Annotated in this window: 11 protein-coding genes; 9 read left to right on the forward strand and 2 right to left on the reverse strand. The window is 63.4% G+C overall.

The annotated features are described in order from the left end of the window. Positions 1-53 precede the first annotated feature (53 nt). Positions 54-2,819, forward strand: a complete 2,766-nt coding sequence (gene fdhF, locus ACGYLQ_RS12560; RefSeq protein WP_394443302.1) for a formate dehydrogenase subunit alpha — start codon at positions 54-56, stop codon at positions 2,817-2,819. Positions 2,820-2,834: 15 nt separating this feature from the next. Next, positions 2,835-4,028, forward strand: coding sequence for a hydantoinase/carbamoylase family amidase (locus ACGYLQ_RS12565; protein ID WP_394443304.1), 1,194 nt, complete (start codon positions 2,835-2,837; stop codon positions 4,026-4,028). A gap of 6 nt (positions 4,029-4,034) precedes the next feature. Here ACGYLQ_RS12565 and ACGYLQ_RS12570 read toward each other — a convergent pair whose 3' ends face one another. Together ACGYLQ_RS12570 and ACGYLQ_RS12575 are read right to left on the reverse strand one after the other, a co-directional pair. Then, positions 4,035-4,751 (reverse strand): response regulator transcription factor, encoded by a 717-nt coding sequence (locus ACGYLQ_RS12570; RefSeq protein ID WP_271688890.1) that lies wholly within the window; start codon positions 4,749-4,751, stop codon positions 4,035-4,037. Beyond that, on the reverse strand, positions 4,748-6,658 hold the full coding sequence (locus ACGYLQ_RS12575) for a PAS-domain containing protein (RefSeq protein ID WP_394443306.1): 1,911 nt from the start codon (positions 6,656-6,658) through the stop codon (positions 4,748-4,750). The genes ACGYLQ_RS12570 and ACGYLQ_RS12575 overlap by 4 nt, the downstream gene beginning before the upstream one ends. 127 nt (positions 6,659-6,785) lie before the next feature. On the opposite strand from ACGYLQ_RS12575, the gene ACGYLQ_RS12580 reads away from it, so the two are divergent. From ACGYLQ_RS12580 to ACGYLQ_RS12610, 7 genes are all read left to right on the forward strand, one after another. After that, a complete protein-coding gene (locus ACGYLQ_RS12580; RefSeq protein ID WP_394443308.1) occupies positions 6,786-7,208 on the forward strand; it encodes a c-type cytochrome in 423 nt (140 codons plus the stop codon). A gap of 159 nt (positions 7,209-7,367) precedes the next feature. Continuing rightward, entirely contained in the window at positions 7,368-9,338 is a 1,971-nt protein-coding gene (locus ACGYLQ_RS12585) for an AMP-binding protein (RefSeq protein WP_394443310.1), read from the forward strand. Positions 9,339-9,382: 44 nt separating this feature from the next. Beyond that, positions 9,383-10,201 (forward strand): ABC transporter ATP-binding protein, encoded by an 819-nt coding sequence (locus ACGYLQ_RS12590; RefSeq protein ID WP_209218595.1) that lies wholly within the window; start codon positions 9,383-9,385, stop codon positions 10,199-10,201. A gap of 56 nt (positions 10,202-10,257) precedes the next feature. Continuing rightward, positions 10,258-11,247, forward strand: coding sequence for a branched-chain amino acid ABC transporter permease (locus ACGYLQ_RS12595; protein ID WP_394443336.1), 990 nt, complete (start codon positions 10,258-10,260; stop codon positions 11,245-11,247). 90 nt (positions 11,248-11,337) lie between these two features. After that, positions 11,338-12,414 (forward strand): branched-chain amino acid ABC transporter permease, encoded by a 1,077-nt coding sequence (locus tag ACGYLQ_RS12600; protein ID WP_394443312.1) that lies wholly within the window; start codon positions 11,338-11,340, stop codon positions 12,412-12,414. An 82-nt stretch (positions 12,415-12,496) separates the two neighbouring features. Next, on the forward strand, positions 12,497-13,777 hold the full coding sequence (locus ACGYLQ_RS12605) for an ABC transporter substrate-binding protein (protein WP_394443314.1): 1,281 nt from the start codon (positions 12,497-12,499) through the stop codon (positions 13,775-13,777). Positions 13,778-13,844: 67 nt separating this feature from the next. After that, positions 13,845-14,681, forward strand: coding sequence for an ABC transporter ATP-binding protein (locus ACGYLQ_RS12610; protein WP_067267747.1), 837 nt, complete (start codon positions 13,845-13,847; stop codon positions 14,679-14,681). The last annotated feature ends 88 nt before the right edge of the window (positions 14,682-14,769 follow it).

Genomic DNA, 14,769 nt, shown 5'->3' on the forward strand with positions numbered 1-14,769 from the left:
AAGCGCCGGATTTTGCCTATAGTTTGGGCAACAGCCAAGGGGAGGGGGCAGCCATGGCCGAGAGGATCACATTCACGCTTGATGGGCAGACCGTCGAGGCCGAGGCTGGCATGACCATTTGGGAGGTCGCCAACGGTCGGGGTTTGAAAATCCCGCATCTGTGCCACAAACCCGCCCCCGGCTACCGCCCCGATGGCAATTGCCGCGCCTGTATGGTTGAGATCGAGGGCGAGCGCGTGCTGGCGGCGTCGTGCATCCGCGAGCCTGCCGAGGGGATGGTCGTCACCACCAACAACGCCCGGGCCGAGAATGCGCGCAAGATGGTGATGGAACTGCTGCTGGCCGACCAGCCTGCGCAGGACGTGGCGCATGACAAGTCGAGCCACATGCGCGAAATGGCGGCGCTGAATGGCGTAGAGGAAAGCCGTTTTCCGAAGTTGGAGCGCGACCGCGTGCCGCTTTTGGACGACAGCCATGTCGCGATGCGGGTCAATCTCGACGCCTGCATCCAGTGCAACCTCTGCGTCCGTGCCTGCCGCGAGGTGCAGGTCAATGACGTGATCGGCATGGCGGGGCGCGGCCATGACGCTTACCCGGTCTTCGATATCGACGACCCCATGGGCGCCTCGACCTGTGTGGCCTGCGGCGAATGCGTACAGGCCTGTCCGACGGGGGCGCTGATGCCCGCCAGCGTGGTGGACGAGGCGCAGGTCGGCGACAGCGCCGATTACGATACGGAGGTCGCCAGCGTCTGCCCCTTCTGCGGTGTGGGCTGCCAGATTTCGCTGAAGGTGAAGGACAACAAGGTCAAATATGTCGAAGGGATCAACGGCCCGGCGAACGAGGGGCGGCTTTGCGTCAAAGGCCGCTTCGGCTTCGACTACATCCACCACGAGCACCGCCTGACCACGCCGCTGATCCGCCGCGAAGATGCCCCCGCCAAGGGACTGAACGTCGATCCGGGCAACTGGGGCGAGGTGTTCCGCGAGGCGACCTGGGACGAGGCGCTCGACTTTGCCGCCAAGGGTCTGAAAGGGCGCGGGCGCGAGGTGGCGGGCTTCGGCAGTGCCAAATGCACCAATGAGGAAGCCTATCTGTTCCAGAAGATGATCCGGCAGGGGTTTGGTCACAACAACGTCGATCACTGCACGCGGCTGTGTCATGCCTCCTCGGTCGCGGCGCTGATGGAGAATGTCGGGAGCGGCGCGGTCACCGCCACCTTCAACGAGATTGAGAACGCCGATGTGGCCATCGTGATCGGGGCCAACCCGGTGGAGAACCACCCCGTCGCCGCGACCTATTTCAAGCAGTTCACCAAACGCGGCGGCAAGCTCATCGTCATGGACCCGCGCGGGCAGGGCCTGCGCCGGTTTGCGTCGCATATGCTACAGTTCCGCCCCGGCACCGACGTGGCGATGCTGAACGCGATCATGCATGTGATCGTGGAGGAAAGTCTCTACGACGAGCAATATATTAAGGCCTATACCGAGAATTGGGAGGCCGAGAAGGCGCATCTAAAGGATTTCCCGCCCGAGGCCATGGCCGCCGTCTGCGGCATCGAGGCCGAGGTGCTGCGCGACGTGGCGCGGACCTTTGCCGGGGCCAAGGCGGGGATGATCTTCTGGGGCATGGGGGTGAGCCAGCATATCCACGGCACCGACAATTCGCGCTGCCTGATTTCGCTGGCGCTGATGACCGGCCATGTCGGCCGCCCCGGCACCGGTCTGCACCCCCTGCGCGGGCAGAACAATGTGCAGGGCGCCTCGGACGCGGGCCTCATTCCGATGTTCCTGCCCGATTATCAACCTGTGGACGACGACGGCGTGCGCTCGGCCTTCACCGAGGTTTGGGGCTCGGATGATTTCAGCGCCGAGAAGGGGCTGACGGTGACCGAGATCATGGACGCGGTGCACGAGGGCGAGATCAAGGCGATGTATGTGCTGGGCGAGAACCCGGCGATGTCGGACCCGGATGTCGATCACGCGCGCGCGGCGCTGGCGAAGCTCGACCACCTCGTGGTGCAGGACATCTTCCTGACCGAGACGGCGAATTACGCCGACGTGATCCTCCCCGCCTCGGCCTTCGCCGAGAAGTCCGGCACGGTGACCAACACCAACCGGCAGGTGCAGATGGGCCGCCCGGCGGTGACACCCCCCGGAGAAGCGCGCGAGGATTGGTGGATCGAGGTGGAACTGGCCAAGCGGCTGGGGCTGGGCTGGTCCTACGAAAGCCCGGCAGAGGTCTTTGCCGAGATGAAGCGCAACATGGCCTCGCTCGACAATATCACATGGGAGCGGCTGGCGCAGGAGAATGCGGTGACCTACCCGTCGCTCAGCGAAAACGATCCCGGGCGTGCCATTGTTTTTAGCGACGGGTTCCCCCGGCCCGAAGGCCGCGCCAAATTCACCCCCGCCGCGATCGTGGCCCCGGATGACGCGCCGGATGACGCCTATCCGATGATCCTGACCACTGGGCGCCAGTTGGAACATTGGCACACCGGCTCGATGACCCGGCGCTCCAAGGTGCTTGATGGGCTGGAGCCCGAGGCGAATTGCTCGCTCCACCCGTCAACCCTGCGCCGTCTCGGCGTGGCCCCGGGGGAGCATGTGCGGCTGTCGACCAAGCGCGGCAGTATCGAGATCATGGCCCGCGAGGATCGGGCGGTATCTCCCGACATGGTCTTCCTGCCCTTCGCCTATGTCGAAGCGGCGGCGAATATCCTGACAAATCCAGCGGTTGACCCCTATGGCAAGATCCCGGAGTTTAAGTTCTCTGCCGTCAAGGTGGAGGCGGCGAAAGGGGCCGTCGCCGCCGAGTAAGGAAAGTTTGGAAGAATGAAGATTGATGCCGCCCGTTTCTTGAAAGACCTGCACGATCTGCGCGCTATCGGCGCTGCGGGTGTGGGCAAGGGCGTGGTGCGCCCGGCCTATTCCGCCGCCGATGTGGAAGCGCGCGAATGGCTTGCCGGGCGGATGCGCGATGCGGGGCTGAAGGTCGAGGTCGATGCCATGGGCAACCTCTTTGGGCTTGCTGAGGGCCCGTCGATCCTGCTGGGGTCGCATTCCGACAGCCAGCCCGAAGGCGGCTGGCTTGATGGGGCCTTGGGCGTGATCGCCGCGCTTGAAGTCGCCCGCGCGGCGGGTGAGGCCGGAGGGCCTGCAGTCTCGGTCGTGTCCTTTCAGGACGAAGAGGGGCGCTTTGGCGTGACCACCGGTTCGACCGTCTGGTCCGGCGCGTTGGATCAGGCCGAGGCCGATGGCTTTACCGACGACGCCGGGGTCAGCTTGGCCGAGGCGCGCCGCGCGATGACGGATATGGTCACCGGCCCCGTCGATCCCGCGCAGTTCACTGGCTATATCGAGTTGCACATTGAACAGGGGCCGACGCTGGATGACAGCGGTGAGCAGATCGGCGTGGTCAGCGATATCGTCGGCATCCGCGATATGAAGGTGACCTTTGAGGGCCAGCAGAACCACGCGGGCACCACCCCGATGGCGGTGCGGCGCGATGCTTTTCAGGCGGTGTCGGAATTCAACGGTCTGTTGAACGACCGGCTGCGCAATGTGGTGACGCCGAGCACCGTCTGGACCATCGGCCATGTCAGCCTGCACCCCAATGCCTCGTCCATCGTGCCGGGTAAGGCCGTGTTCTCCATGCAATGGCGCGACGGGGATAGCGACCGTTTGGGGCGGATGGAGAAGATCATTCGCGAAACCGCTGAAGAGGTTGTCAAGGGCCGCGGGATGGAGCTGTCCTTTGGCCCGATGCTGGGACTGCAGCCGGTTGCCATGGACGCGCGGCTGCGCGATGCGTTGGCGAAGGCGGCTGAAGCTGTGGCCCCCGGCAAATGGCGCAAGATGCCTTCGGGTGCGCTGCATGACGCGACCAATGTGGCACGGCTGATGCCCGTGGCGATGCTGTTCGCGCCGTCGATCAACGGGATCAGCCATGCCTTCGAAGAAGACACGGATGAGGCCGATTTGGTCGCGGCAGTCGAGGTGTTGGGGCGGGCGGTGGCGGCGCTCTAAACGCGCTCAGTCCCAGTCCACATCGCCGAGGAAAATATAGCCCGCGCCGTAGATCGTCTTGATCAACTGCGGGTTCTTCGGGTCTTCGCCAAGCTTCGTGCGCAGCCGGGAGATGCGCACGTCCATCGCCCGGTCGAAACTTTCCGAGGCGACACCGCCGAGGCTTTCTTGCATCTGCGCGCGGCTGATCAGCCGTTTCGGCGCATCGAGGAAGAGCCGCAGCACCTCGCCCTCGGCATGGGAGAAGGTGACCTCGGCGCCCGAGGCGTCCTGCAAGACATAGCGGTCGAAATGCGCGGTCCAGCCGTTGAACCGCGCCGTAGTCCCGGCCTGCGGCGTCGGTTTAGCGCTGCGCAGGCGGGCGCGGATACGGGCCACGACCTCGGCCGGGTCGAAGGGTTTGATGATGTAGTCATCGGCGCCAAGTTCCAGCCCCGTGACACGGTCCTGCACTTGCGCGCGGCCCGAGATGATGATCACGATGGCGCCCTGCTCAAGCGCCAGACGGTGCACCAGCGTCAGCCCGTCGGTGTCGGGCAGCGACAGATCGACAAGGCAGACATCGGGCGTATGGCTGGCCAATGCGGCCTCAAAGGCCCGCGCGCGGCCAAAGCTGAGCGTGTCGAAGCCCGCTTCCTGCAACGTGTCCGACAGCATCTGCCGGATCTCGGGTTCGTCATCCAGAATGGTGACCAGCGGGCGCGGGGCGGTATCACGGCTCATGGGGCGGTGGCTTTCAATGGGGCGATCAAGGCTTGCAGATCGTCTTTTTCAAAGGGTTTGCGCAGCACCGGCGCGAGGGTCTGGGCCTCGACGAAAAGCGGGTGATCGGGGGGCAGGGAGGTCATCAGCAAGAGCGGCAGGCTGCTGCCGATGCGGCGGGCAAGGTCAATCCCGGTGCCCTCGCCCGACAGCTGGATGTCCGACAGCACCAGCGCGATGTCGGGCAGATCGGCGATGAGGGCGGTGGCCTCATCCGCGCTGGTGGCCTCGATCACCGAATGGCCCTGATCCATGAGCATGTCGCGCACCACGGCGCGGATATCGGTGGTGTCCTCGACCAGCAGCACCAGCCCGGTGGTGGCGGGCACGGCGGCGCGGTAGGGCAGGCGCAGGCTGATCTGCGCGCCGCCCTCGGGCGCATTGCTCAGCCGCAGATCCCCGCCTGAGGATTTGGTCATGTCATAGACCATCGACAGGCCCAGCCCTGACCCCTCGCTGCCCTTGGTGGTAAAGAACGGCTCGACCCCACGCTCCAGCGCCGAGGGCGCAAAGCCCGGCCCGGTGTCGTGGATCACCCATTCGATCCATGTGTTATGCACCAGCCGTTGGGTCAGCGTGATCGTGCCCCGCGCGCCGCAGGCGTCGCGGGCATTGAGGATGAGGTTCAACAGCGCATCCTGCACCCGGCCTTTGTCGAGCAGCACCGCCCCCTCGGGCACGTCATTGCGCACCACCAGCGCGCATTTCGGCGGCAGGGTGGGGGCGGCGAGGGTCGAAAGCTCACTCAGCAAAGCGGCGGGGTCGGTGGCCACGGGGCGCAGGGCGCGGGGTTCGGTCACATCGGCGATGGAGCTGAGCAGCGTGCCGCCCCGCCGCGCGGCGGCCAAGGTGCCTTCGACCAATTCACCCGCTTGCGGCGGCATGTCGGGCAGGCGGGCCAGTTTCGATTGCATGCCGAGGATGATCGTCAAAAGGTTCGAGAAATCATGCGCCAGCCCAGAGATCATCCGCGAGGCCAACTCGCGTTTCAGCGTCTGTTGCAGGGCGACACGGGTCTGGGTCTCTTCGGTGATGTCCATCGACAGGATATAGACCCCGCCGCGCCCATCGGGGGTAAAGGCACCGCGAATGCGGCGGGCGGATTCGTCATGGGTGAATTCGATCACCGCCGGGCTGCCCGCATAGGCTTGGGTCAGCGCAGGCTTGATCCGCGCATAGGCCGCCGCCCCAAGCGCGTCACTGATATGCAGCCCGTAGATGTTGCTGGGCCGCCCCGGCATCACGCTGCTAAGGCGGCGGTTGGAGTAGATGTAACGCCCGCTCGCGTCGACATGGGCGATATGGGCGGGCATCATCTCGGTCGTCAGCCGGGTGCGGGCCTCGCTTTCGGTGACCTGCCGCTTGGCTTCCTCCAGTGCGGTGATCGTCGCCTCCAATTGGCGGTTCGTGGCGGCCAGTTGTTCGGCATGGGACAGCAGTTGATCGCTCAGCGCGTCTGAACGTGCGCGCAACAGCGCCTCTTGCCGCTTGGTGTTGGTGATATCGGTATAGACGGTGACCCAGCCGCCCTGCGGCAGGGGTGAGCCTTCGACGCTGATGGTGCGCCCGTTCGAGCGGGTCCGCTCCATGTAATGCGGCACGAAGGCGCGGGCCTGTTCCACCCGTTCGGCCACGAATGCGTCGACATCCCCCACCTCGCCATACTCGCCGGTGCCAGCCAGATGGCGGATCGTATCCTCAAAGGGCGCGCCGGGGGTCACCAGCCGGTCGGGCAAGTCGAACATGGATTGAAACGGGGCGTTGCAGACCGCGAGCCGAAGGTCGCTGTCATAGATGGTCAGCGCCTGAGCGATCAGGTTCAGACCGGCATTGGTCAGCGCTTTGGTTTGGTCGTCGGTGATCTGCATCGGCATCCTTTCGCATAGGGCTAGCACCGCGCGGGCGAAAGGCAAAGAGCCGCGCGTAAATCGCGCTTGACCTTCTTGCGCTGGAGGCCCCGAGAAGCGCGCCGAATGGAAACCGGAAAGGCAGAGCATGAACAAGAAAATCGGAGCAGGCGCAGCGGCGGCGCTGGTTTTCGCAGGCGGGCATATCTGGTGGCAGGCCGAAGAGGCCCCGGCCCCCGCTGCCAGCGGCGCGGCCATGGTGAAGGTCACCGTGCCGGAGAGCTTGAGCGGCCCCGCGCAGATCGGCGCGCAGGCGTTCGAGGCGCAATGCGCCGCCTGCCACGGGGGCAACGCCGCCGGGCGCGAGGGGGTTGGTCCGCCGCTGATCCACAAGATTTATGAGCCCAGCCACCACGGCGACGCATCCTTCATGGTCGCCGCCACTAATGGCGTGCGCCAGCATCACTGGTCTTTCGGCAATATGCCCCCGGTCGAAGGGATTGCCCCGGCAGAGGTGGAATCAATCGTGACCTATGTGCGCGAAGTGCAGCGCGCCAATGGGATCGACTAGCGGAAAATGGGCCGCGGGGGCGCTGTAACAATTCGTTAGAATTCGGAAAAGATCAGGAAAAAGTTGACCTCCACAAAAAAGAGAACGTCACTTGTGGGATCATAGAATCGCACAAGCGATCGAACCCGCCGGGGAGGGCGGGCATGGGAGGAAGACAATTTGGCCAAGCCGCTGACGCGTGCCGACGGACCTCAGTCCGTGCCGGCGCTGTTGCACCGCAACGCAAGTGAATTCGCAAACGCCCCCGCTTACCGGGAGAAGGAATACGGGATCTGGCAAAGCTGGACCTGGTCGCAGACCCGCGACGAGGTCGAGGCGCTGGCCCTCGGGTTTCTGGAACTGGGGCTGAACGAGGGCGATTTCGTCGCCATCATCGGGCGCAACCGTCCCTATCTCTACTGGGCGATGATGGCAGCCCAAATGGCCGGGGCCGTGCCGGTGCCGCTCTATCAGGACGCCAATGCCGAAGAGATGGCCTATGTCATGGGCCATTGCGGCGCGCGCCTTGCCGTGGTGGGCGATCAGGAACAGGTCGACAAGATCATCGAGGTGCAGGACCAACTGCCCGACTTCGAGCGGATGATCTACCTCGACCCGCGCGGCCTGCGCAAATACGATCATTCCAAGCTTGACCAATATACCGCCGTGCAGGAGATGGGCCGTGCCAACCGCGAGAAACATATCGCCGAGTTGGAGGCGCGTCAGGCCAAGCTGGATTACGATTCCACCGGCGTGATGCTCTATACCTCGGGCACCACCGGCAAGCCTAAGGGCGTGGTGCTGAGCAACCGCAACGTGATCGAGACGGCGAAGTCGTCGTCGGAGTTCGACGATCTCAAGCGCGATGACGAGATTCTCGCCTATCTGCCGATGGCATGGGTGGGGGACTTTATCTTCTCCGTGGGTCAGGCGCTTTGGACCGGCTTCTGCACCAACTGCCCCGAAAGCGCCGACACGATGCATGTCGACCTGCGCGAGATCGGGCCGACCTATTACTTCGCCCCGCCGCGTGTTTTCGAGACGCAGCTGACCTCCGTCATGATCCGCATGGAGGACGCGAGCCGGTTCAAGAAGTGGCTCTTCGACACTTTCATGGCCCATGCCCGCAAGGTCGGCCCCGCCATTCTGGACGGCAAGAAGGTCTCCTTCATGGACCGTGCTAAATACGCACTGGGCGAGTTGATGATCTATGGCCCGCTGAAGAACACCCTCGGCTTTAGCCGGGTGCGGGTGGGCTATACCGCCGGTGAGGCGATTGGGCCTGAAATCTTCGATTTCTACCGCTCGCTCGGCATCAACCTCAAGCAGCTCTACGGCCAGACCGAGGCGACGGTCTTCATCACCGCGCAGCCCGATGGCGAAGTGCGCAGCGATACCGTGGGCGTCACCTGCCCGGGCGTGGAGTTGAAGATCGCCGACAATGGCGAGGTCTTCTACCGCTCGCCCGGCGTCTTCGTGGAATACTACAAGAACCCCGAAAGCACCGCCGACACCAAGGACCCGGAAGGCTGGGTCGCCACCGGCGACGCGGGCTTCATCGAGGAAAGCTCGGGCCATCTGCGCATCATCGACCGCGCCAAGGACGTAGGCCAGATGGCCGACGGCAGCCTCTTCGCGCCGAAATACGTGGAGAACAAGCTCAAGTTCTTCCCCAACATTCTTGAGGCCGTGGTCTTTGGCAACAAGCGCACGGAATGCACCGCCTTCATCAACATCGACCTGACGGCGGTGGGCAACTGGGCCGAGCGCAACAACATCGGCTACGCTTCCTATCAGGAACTGGCACGGCATCCGCAGGTGATGGACACGATCCAGTCTCATGTGGAGGAGGTGAACCGCTCGGTCGCCGAGGACGAGATGCTTTCGGGCTGTCAGGTGCACCGCTTTGTCGTGCTGCATAAGGAACTCGATGCCGACGATGGCGAGCTGACGCGTACCCGCAAGGTCCGCCGCAAGATCATCGAGGAGAAATACGCCGACATCATTGCCGCCCTCTATGACGGGTCCGACAAGGTCAGCACCGAGACGGAAGTGACCTACGAGGACGGCCGCAAGGGCTCGATCAAGGCGACGCTCGAAATTCGCGACGCCGCGGTGCAGCCGGTCAGCCGCCGGATGGCAGCGGAATGAGCGCGGCCAGCGCCGGGCAGGCGGGAACTATGGAAAGGGACAGCGTGAAAGATCAGGCTGACAGCTATGTCACCGATGACGGCCGCACCATCGGCCCGACGGTGATGGAGATGAAGAACATCACCCTGCGTTTTGGCGGTGTGGAGGCGATCAAGGATATTTCCTTCGACATCCGCGAGGGCGAGATCCGCGCGATCATCGGGCCGAACGGGGCGGGCAAGTCCTCGATGCTTAACGTGATCAGCGGCTTCTATGTCCCGCAGGAGGGCGAGGTCTGGTACAAGGGCGCCAAGCGGCCCCCGATGAAACCCTATCAGGTGGCCCAGCAGGGCATCGCCCGGACCTTCCAGAACATCGCGCTTTTCGAGGGCATGTCGGTGCTCGACAACGTGATGACGGGGCGTCTGACGCAGATGAAGACCGGGATGCTGGCGCAATCCTTCTGGAAAGGCGCAGCGGAGCGTGAAGAGATTGAGAACCGCGAGATCGCCGAGAAGGTCATCGACTTTCTGGAAATTCAGGCGATCCGCAAGACACCCGTGGCGCGTCTGCCCTACGGCCTGAAGAAACGGGTCGAACTTGCCCGCGCACTGGCCGCCGAGCCTACGATCCTGCTGCTGGACGAGCCGATGGCGGGCATGAACGTCGAAGAGAAGGAGGACATGAGCCGCTTCATCCTCGACGTGAACGACGAGTTCGGCACCACCATCGCGCTGATTGAACACGACATGGGCGTGGTCATGGACCTGTCCGACCGCGTGGTCGTGATGGATTACGGCCGCAAGATCGGGGACGGCTCGCCCGACGAGGTGCGCAACAACCAAGAGGTGATCGACGCCTATCTGGGGGTGGCCCATGACTGAGGCCCGTTTGATCACCCGCAACGACACTGCCGTTCTGACTTTGGGGAGGGCCAATGATGCCTGAGCAACTGGCGTTTACGATCGAGGTCTTTCTCAACGGGCTGATGGCCGGGGTGCTTTACGCGCTCGTGGCACTTGGTTTTGTGTTGATCTACAAGGCTTCGGGCATCTTCAACTACGCCCAAGGTGTCATGGCGCTTTTCGCCGCGCTGACGCTGGTGGGGATCATGGAAGGGCAGGTGCCTTTCGGCCATCTGATCAACGCGATCCTTGGCACCGAGGTGCATCACTTCGGCTGGCACATTCCGGCTTTCCTTGCCATCGTGCTGACCATGGTCGTGATGATCGTGCTGGCCTATTGCGTGCAGCGTTTCGTCTTTCGCTACCTTGTGGGGCAAGAGCCGATCATCCTTTTCATGGCGACCATCGGTCTGGCCTATTTCCTTGAAGGTGTGGGCGACCTGATGTGGGGGTCGGAGATCAAGACCCTCGACGTCGGCCTGCCGCAGGGCATTAACGTCTGGATCGACGAATTCACCTATAACGCCACCGGCTACGGCTTTTTCATCGACAACCTCGACATCGTAGCCTCCATCGTCGCAGCGATCCTCGTGATCGGGCTGGTGATGTTCGCGCAATACACCAAACAGGGCCGCGCCATGCGCGCCGTGGCGGATGACCATCAGGCCGCGCTTTCGGTCGGTGTCTCGCTGAACTTCATCTGGATCCTCGTCTGGTCGCTCGCGGGTTTCGTGGCGCTGGTTGCAGGCATCATGTGGGGGGCCAAGTCGGGCGTGCAGTTCTCGCTCTCGCTCATCGCGCTGAAGGCGCTGCCGGTGTTGATGCTGGGCGGCTTCACCTCGATCCCCGGCGCGATTGTCGGCGGGCTGATCATCGGCGTGGGCGAGAAGCTCTTCGAGTTCCTCATCGGAGCCCCCTTCCTTGGCGGCGCGACCGAGAACTGGTTCGCTTACATGCTGGCGCTCGTCTTCCTTGTCTTCCGCCCGCAGGGCCTGTTCGGGGAGAAGATCATTGAACGGGTTTGAGACAGGCGCGGTGCGCGGCGAGCGCGCACCCTACGGGGCGATCACTGGCATCGCAGTGCAAATGACTACCGCAGAAGGGAAAGCAGTCTAATGTTCTATCGTGAAGCGGGCGATTTCAACACATCCTACGACCAGGACCAGCAGACCTTCCCGATCCGGTTCGACCGGTACCGCTACTATCTGGTGCTGTTCATCGCGGTTTTTGTCGTGCCCTTCGTGGTCAACGACTACTGGGTGAACTCGCTGTTCCTGCCCTTCCTGATCTACGCCATCGCGGCGATCGGGCTGAACATCCTCGTGGGCTATTGCGGGCAGGTGAGCCTCGGCACCGGGGGCTTCATGGCGGTGGGGGCTTATGCCTGCTACAAGCTGATGACGGCCATGCCCGAGGTCAGCATGTTCATCCACATCCTGCTGGCGGGCGGCATCACCGCCGCGGTGGGCGCGCTCTTTGGTCTGCCGAGCTTGCGGATTAAAGGCTTTTACCTTGCCGTAGCCACGCTGGCGGCGCAGTTCTTCCTCGTGTGGCTCTTCAACCGGGTGCCGTGGTTCTACAACTACTCCGCCTCTGGCCAGATCAGCGCGCCCGAGCGGGACACATTCGGCATCCTGATCACCGGCCCCAATACCGAAGCCTGGGCGACCTATATGTTCTGCCTGATCTTCACCGTGGGCTCGGCGCTGGTGGCGCGCAACCTGACGCGCGGCTCGGTGGGCCGCAAGTGGATGGCCATCCGCGACATGGACATCGCCGCCGAGATCATCGGGGTGAACCCGCTGCGCGCCAAGCTTACGGCCTTCGCGGTCAGCTCCTTCTTCATCGGCATCTCCGGCGCGCTCTTCTTCTCGATCTACCTCGGCGCGGTCGAAGTGGGCGAAGCCTTTGGCATCAACAAATCGTTCCTCGTGCTCTTCATGATCATCATCGGGGGCTTGGGCAGCATCTTTGGCAGCTTCGCCGGGGCGGCGTTCCTTGTACTGTTGCCTGTCTTGCTCAAGATCGTCGGTGTCGACTGGCTGGGCTGGCCCACGGATATCGTGGCGCACCTGCAGCTGGTGATCGTGGGCGGGCTGATCGTGGTCTTCCTGATCGCAGAGCCGCACGGGCTGGCGCAGCTGTGGCGCGTGGCCAAGGAAAAACTGAGATTGTGGCCCTTCCCGCACTAAGCGGGAGCCATGAAAAGCGAGGCCGGAGGGAGGAAACCCGGCCCAAACACCCAAGTCGGACAATCCAAGGGAGGAAACACCGATGAAATACAAACTGGGAACACTGGCCGTAGCTGGCCTGATGGCGGCAAGCCCCGTGATGGCGGACCTCGTCTTTCCGTCGCTGAGCTATCGCACCGGGCCCTATGCCGCAGGCGGCATCCCCTTCGCCGACGGCTATGCCGATTACTTCACCCTGCTCAATGAGCGTGACGGCGGCATCGGTGGCGAGCCCATCCGCGTCCCGGAATGCGAGACTGCCTATAACACCGAGAAGGGCGTGGAATGCTACGAATCCACCAAGGGTGAAGGCGCGTTGGTGTACCAGCCGCTCTCGACCGGCATCACCTACCAGTTGATCCCCAAGGTCACCGCCGATGACATTTCGATGCTGACCTCCGGTCTGGGCCGCACCTCGGCCAAGAACGGCAATGTCTTCAGCCATGTCTTCAACTTCCCGGCCAACTACTGGGACGGCGCTTCGGTCGCGGTGAAACACATCATGGAGCAGGAGGGCGGCAGCCTTGAGGGCAAGAAGATCGCGCTGGTCTACCACAACTCCGCCTATGGCAAGGAGCCGATCCGCACCCTGCAGGAACTGAGCAAGAAACATGGTTTCGAGCTGAAGGAAGTGCCCGTTGACCACCCCGGTCAGGAGCAGAAATCCCAGTGGCTGCAAATCCGCCGTGACAAGCCCGACTATGTGATCATGTACGGTTGGGGCGTGATGAACCAAGTTGCCGTTCAGGAAGCCGCCAACATCCGCTTCCCGATGGACAAGTTCATCGGCATCTGGTGGTCCGGCTCCGAGAACGACGTGCTGGCCGCGGGCGCCAAGGCCGATGGCTACAAGGCGCTGACCTTCCACAACGTCGGCTCCGATTACCCGCTCTATGACGATCTGCAACAATACGTCGTCGATGCGGGGAAAGCCGCGGGCGCAGGCGATCAGGTCGGCTCCGTTCTGTACAACCGTGGCATCTACGCCGCGATGCTGGTGGCCGAGGCCGCGCGCACTGCGCAGGAGATCCACGGCGTGACCGACATCACCAGCGGCCAGATGCGCGACGGGATGGAGCAGCTTGAGATCACCGAAGAGAAGATGGCGGCGCTTGGCCTGCCGGACTTCGGGCCCGAGTTCAGCGTTTCTTGCGAGAACCACGGCGGCGAAGGCTTCGTGGCCGTAACGCAGTGGGATGCCGAGGCCAAGGAATGGAACCTCGTGTCGGACTTCATGCAGTCCGACCAAGACGTGATCCAGCCGCTGATCGATGCCGACAGCTCGGCCTATGCCGAGGAAAACGCTATCGAGGGCAACTGCTAAGAACCCTGCTCCCGGCCACCTATCGGGTGGCCGGGGACATCTTCGAACCCCAAGAAAGGTCATGCCCATGCTGGATGCCGCCAACACCAATGACGTCGCAGTCGACAACCTGCTCGAGGTCAACAATATCGAGGTGATCTACAACCACGTCATCCTCGTGCTGAAGGGCGTCAGCCTGAACGTGCCCAAGGGCGGCATCACCGCGCTTCTGGGCGGCAATGGCGCGGGCAAGACGACGACGCTCAAGGCGATCTCGGGGCTGCTGGCCTCGGAACGTGGCGAGGTCACCAAGGGCTCGATCAAGTACCGCGGCGGCGCGATCCAGCATCAGGACCCCGCCGAGATCGTGAAACAGGGGGTCGTGCAGGTCATGGAAGGCCGGCACTGCTTTGAACACCTCACCATCGAGGAAAACCTGCTCACTGGCGCTTACACGCGCAGCGACGGCAATGCCGCGATCCAGCAGGACCTTGAGATGGTCTATAATTATTTCCCCCGTCTGAAGGAGCGCCGCCGTTCGCAGGCCGGCTATACCTCGGGCGGCGAGCAGCAGATGTGCGCCATCGGCCGCGCGCTCATGTCGCGCCCCGAGACGATCCTTTTGGACGAGCCGTCGATGGGTCTGGCGCCGCAGCTGGTGGAGCAGATCTTCGAGATCGTGAAATCGGTCAACGAACAGGAGGGCGTGACCTTCCTGCTGGCCGAGCAGAACACCAACGTCGCCCTGCGTTTCGCGCATTACGGCTACATCCTCGAATCCGGGCGCGTGGTGATGGACGGCCCCGCCAAGGACCTGCGCGAGAACCAAGACGTGAAGGAATTCTACCTCGGCATGTCCGACGAAGGCCGCAAGAGCTTTCGCGACGTGCGCAGCTACCGCCGCCGCAAGCGCTGGCTGAGTTAACCGGCCCGCCCGGACCTGAAGTGAAAGACCCAAGACGAGACCTGAGCGGGCCTATGCCCTCTCCAGTGATGCCATAGCAGGAAAGTGA

The sequence above is a fragment of the Sulfitobacter sp. 1A12779 genome (assembly GCF_043557315.1).
GTDB classification, from domain to species: domain Bacteria; phylum Pseudomonadota; class Alphaproteobacteria; order Rhodobacterales; family Rhodobacteraceae; genus Sulfitobacter; species Sulfitobacter faviae.

Bases quoted from the DNA above. Each gene is read 5' to 3' on its own strand.
- ACGYLQ_RS12580 (WP_394443308.1), top strand. From the start codon at position 6,786: ATGAACAAGAAAATCGGAGCAGGCGCAGCGGCGGCGCTGGTTTTCGCA.
- ACGYLQ_RS12570 (WP_271688890.1), bottom strand. From the start codon at position 4,751: ATGAGCCGTGATACCGCCCCGCGCCCGCTGGTCACCATTCTGGATGAC.
- fdhF (WP_394443302.1), top strand. From the start codon at position 54: ATGGCCGAGAGGATCACATTCACGCTTGATGGGCAGACCGTCGAGGCC.
- ACGYLQ_RS12610 (WP_067267747.1), top strand. From the start codon at position 13,845: ATGCTGGATGCCGCCAACACCAATGACGTCGCAGTCGACAACCTGCTC.
- ACGYLQ_RS12575 (WP_394443306.1), bottom strand. From the start codon at position 6,658: ATGCAGATCACCGACGACCAAACCAAAGCGCTGACCAATGCCGGTCTG.
- ACGYLQ_RS12565 (WP_394443304.1), top strand. From the start codon at position 2,835: ATGAAGATTGATGCCGCCCGTTTCTTGAAAGACCTGCACGATCTGCGC.
- ACGYLQ_RS12605 (WP_394443314.1), top strand. From the start codon at position 12,497: ATGAAATACAAACTGGGAACACTGGCCGTAGCTGGCCTGATGGCGGCA.
- ACGYLQ_RS12595 (WP_394443336.1), top strand. From the start codon at position 10,258: ATGCCTGAGCAACTGGCGTTTACGATCGAGGTCTTTCTCAACGGGCTG.
- ACGYLQ_RS12600 (WP_394443312.1), top strand. From the start codon at position 11,338: ATGTTCTATCGTGAAGCGGGCGATTTCAACACATCCTACGACCAGGAC.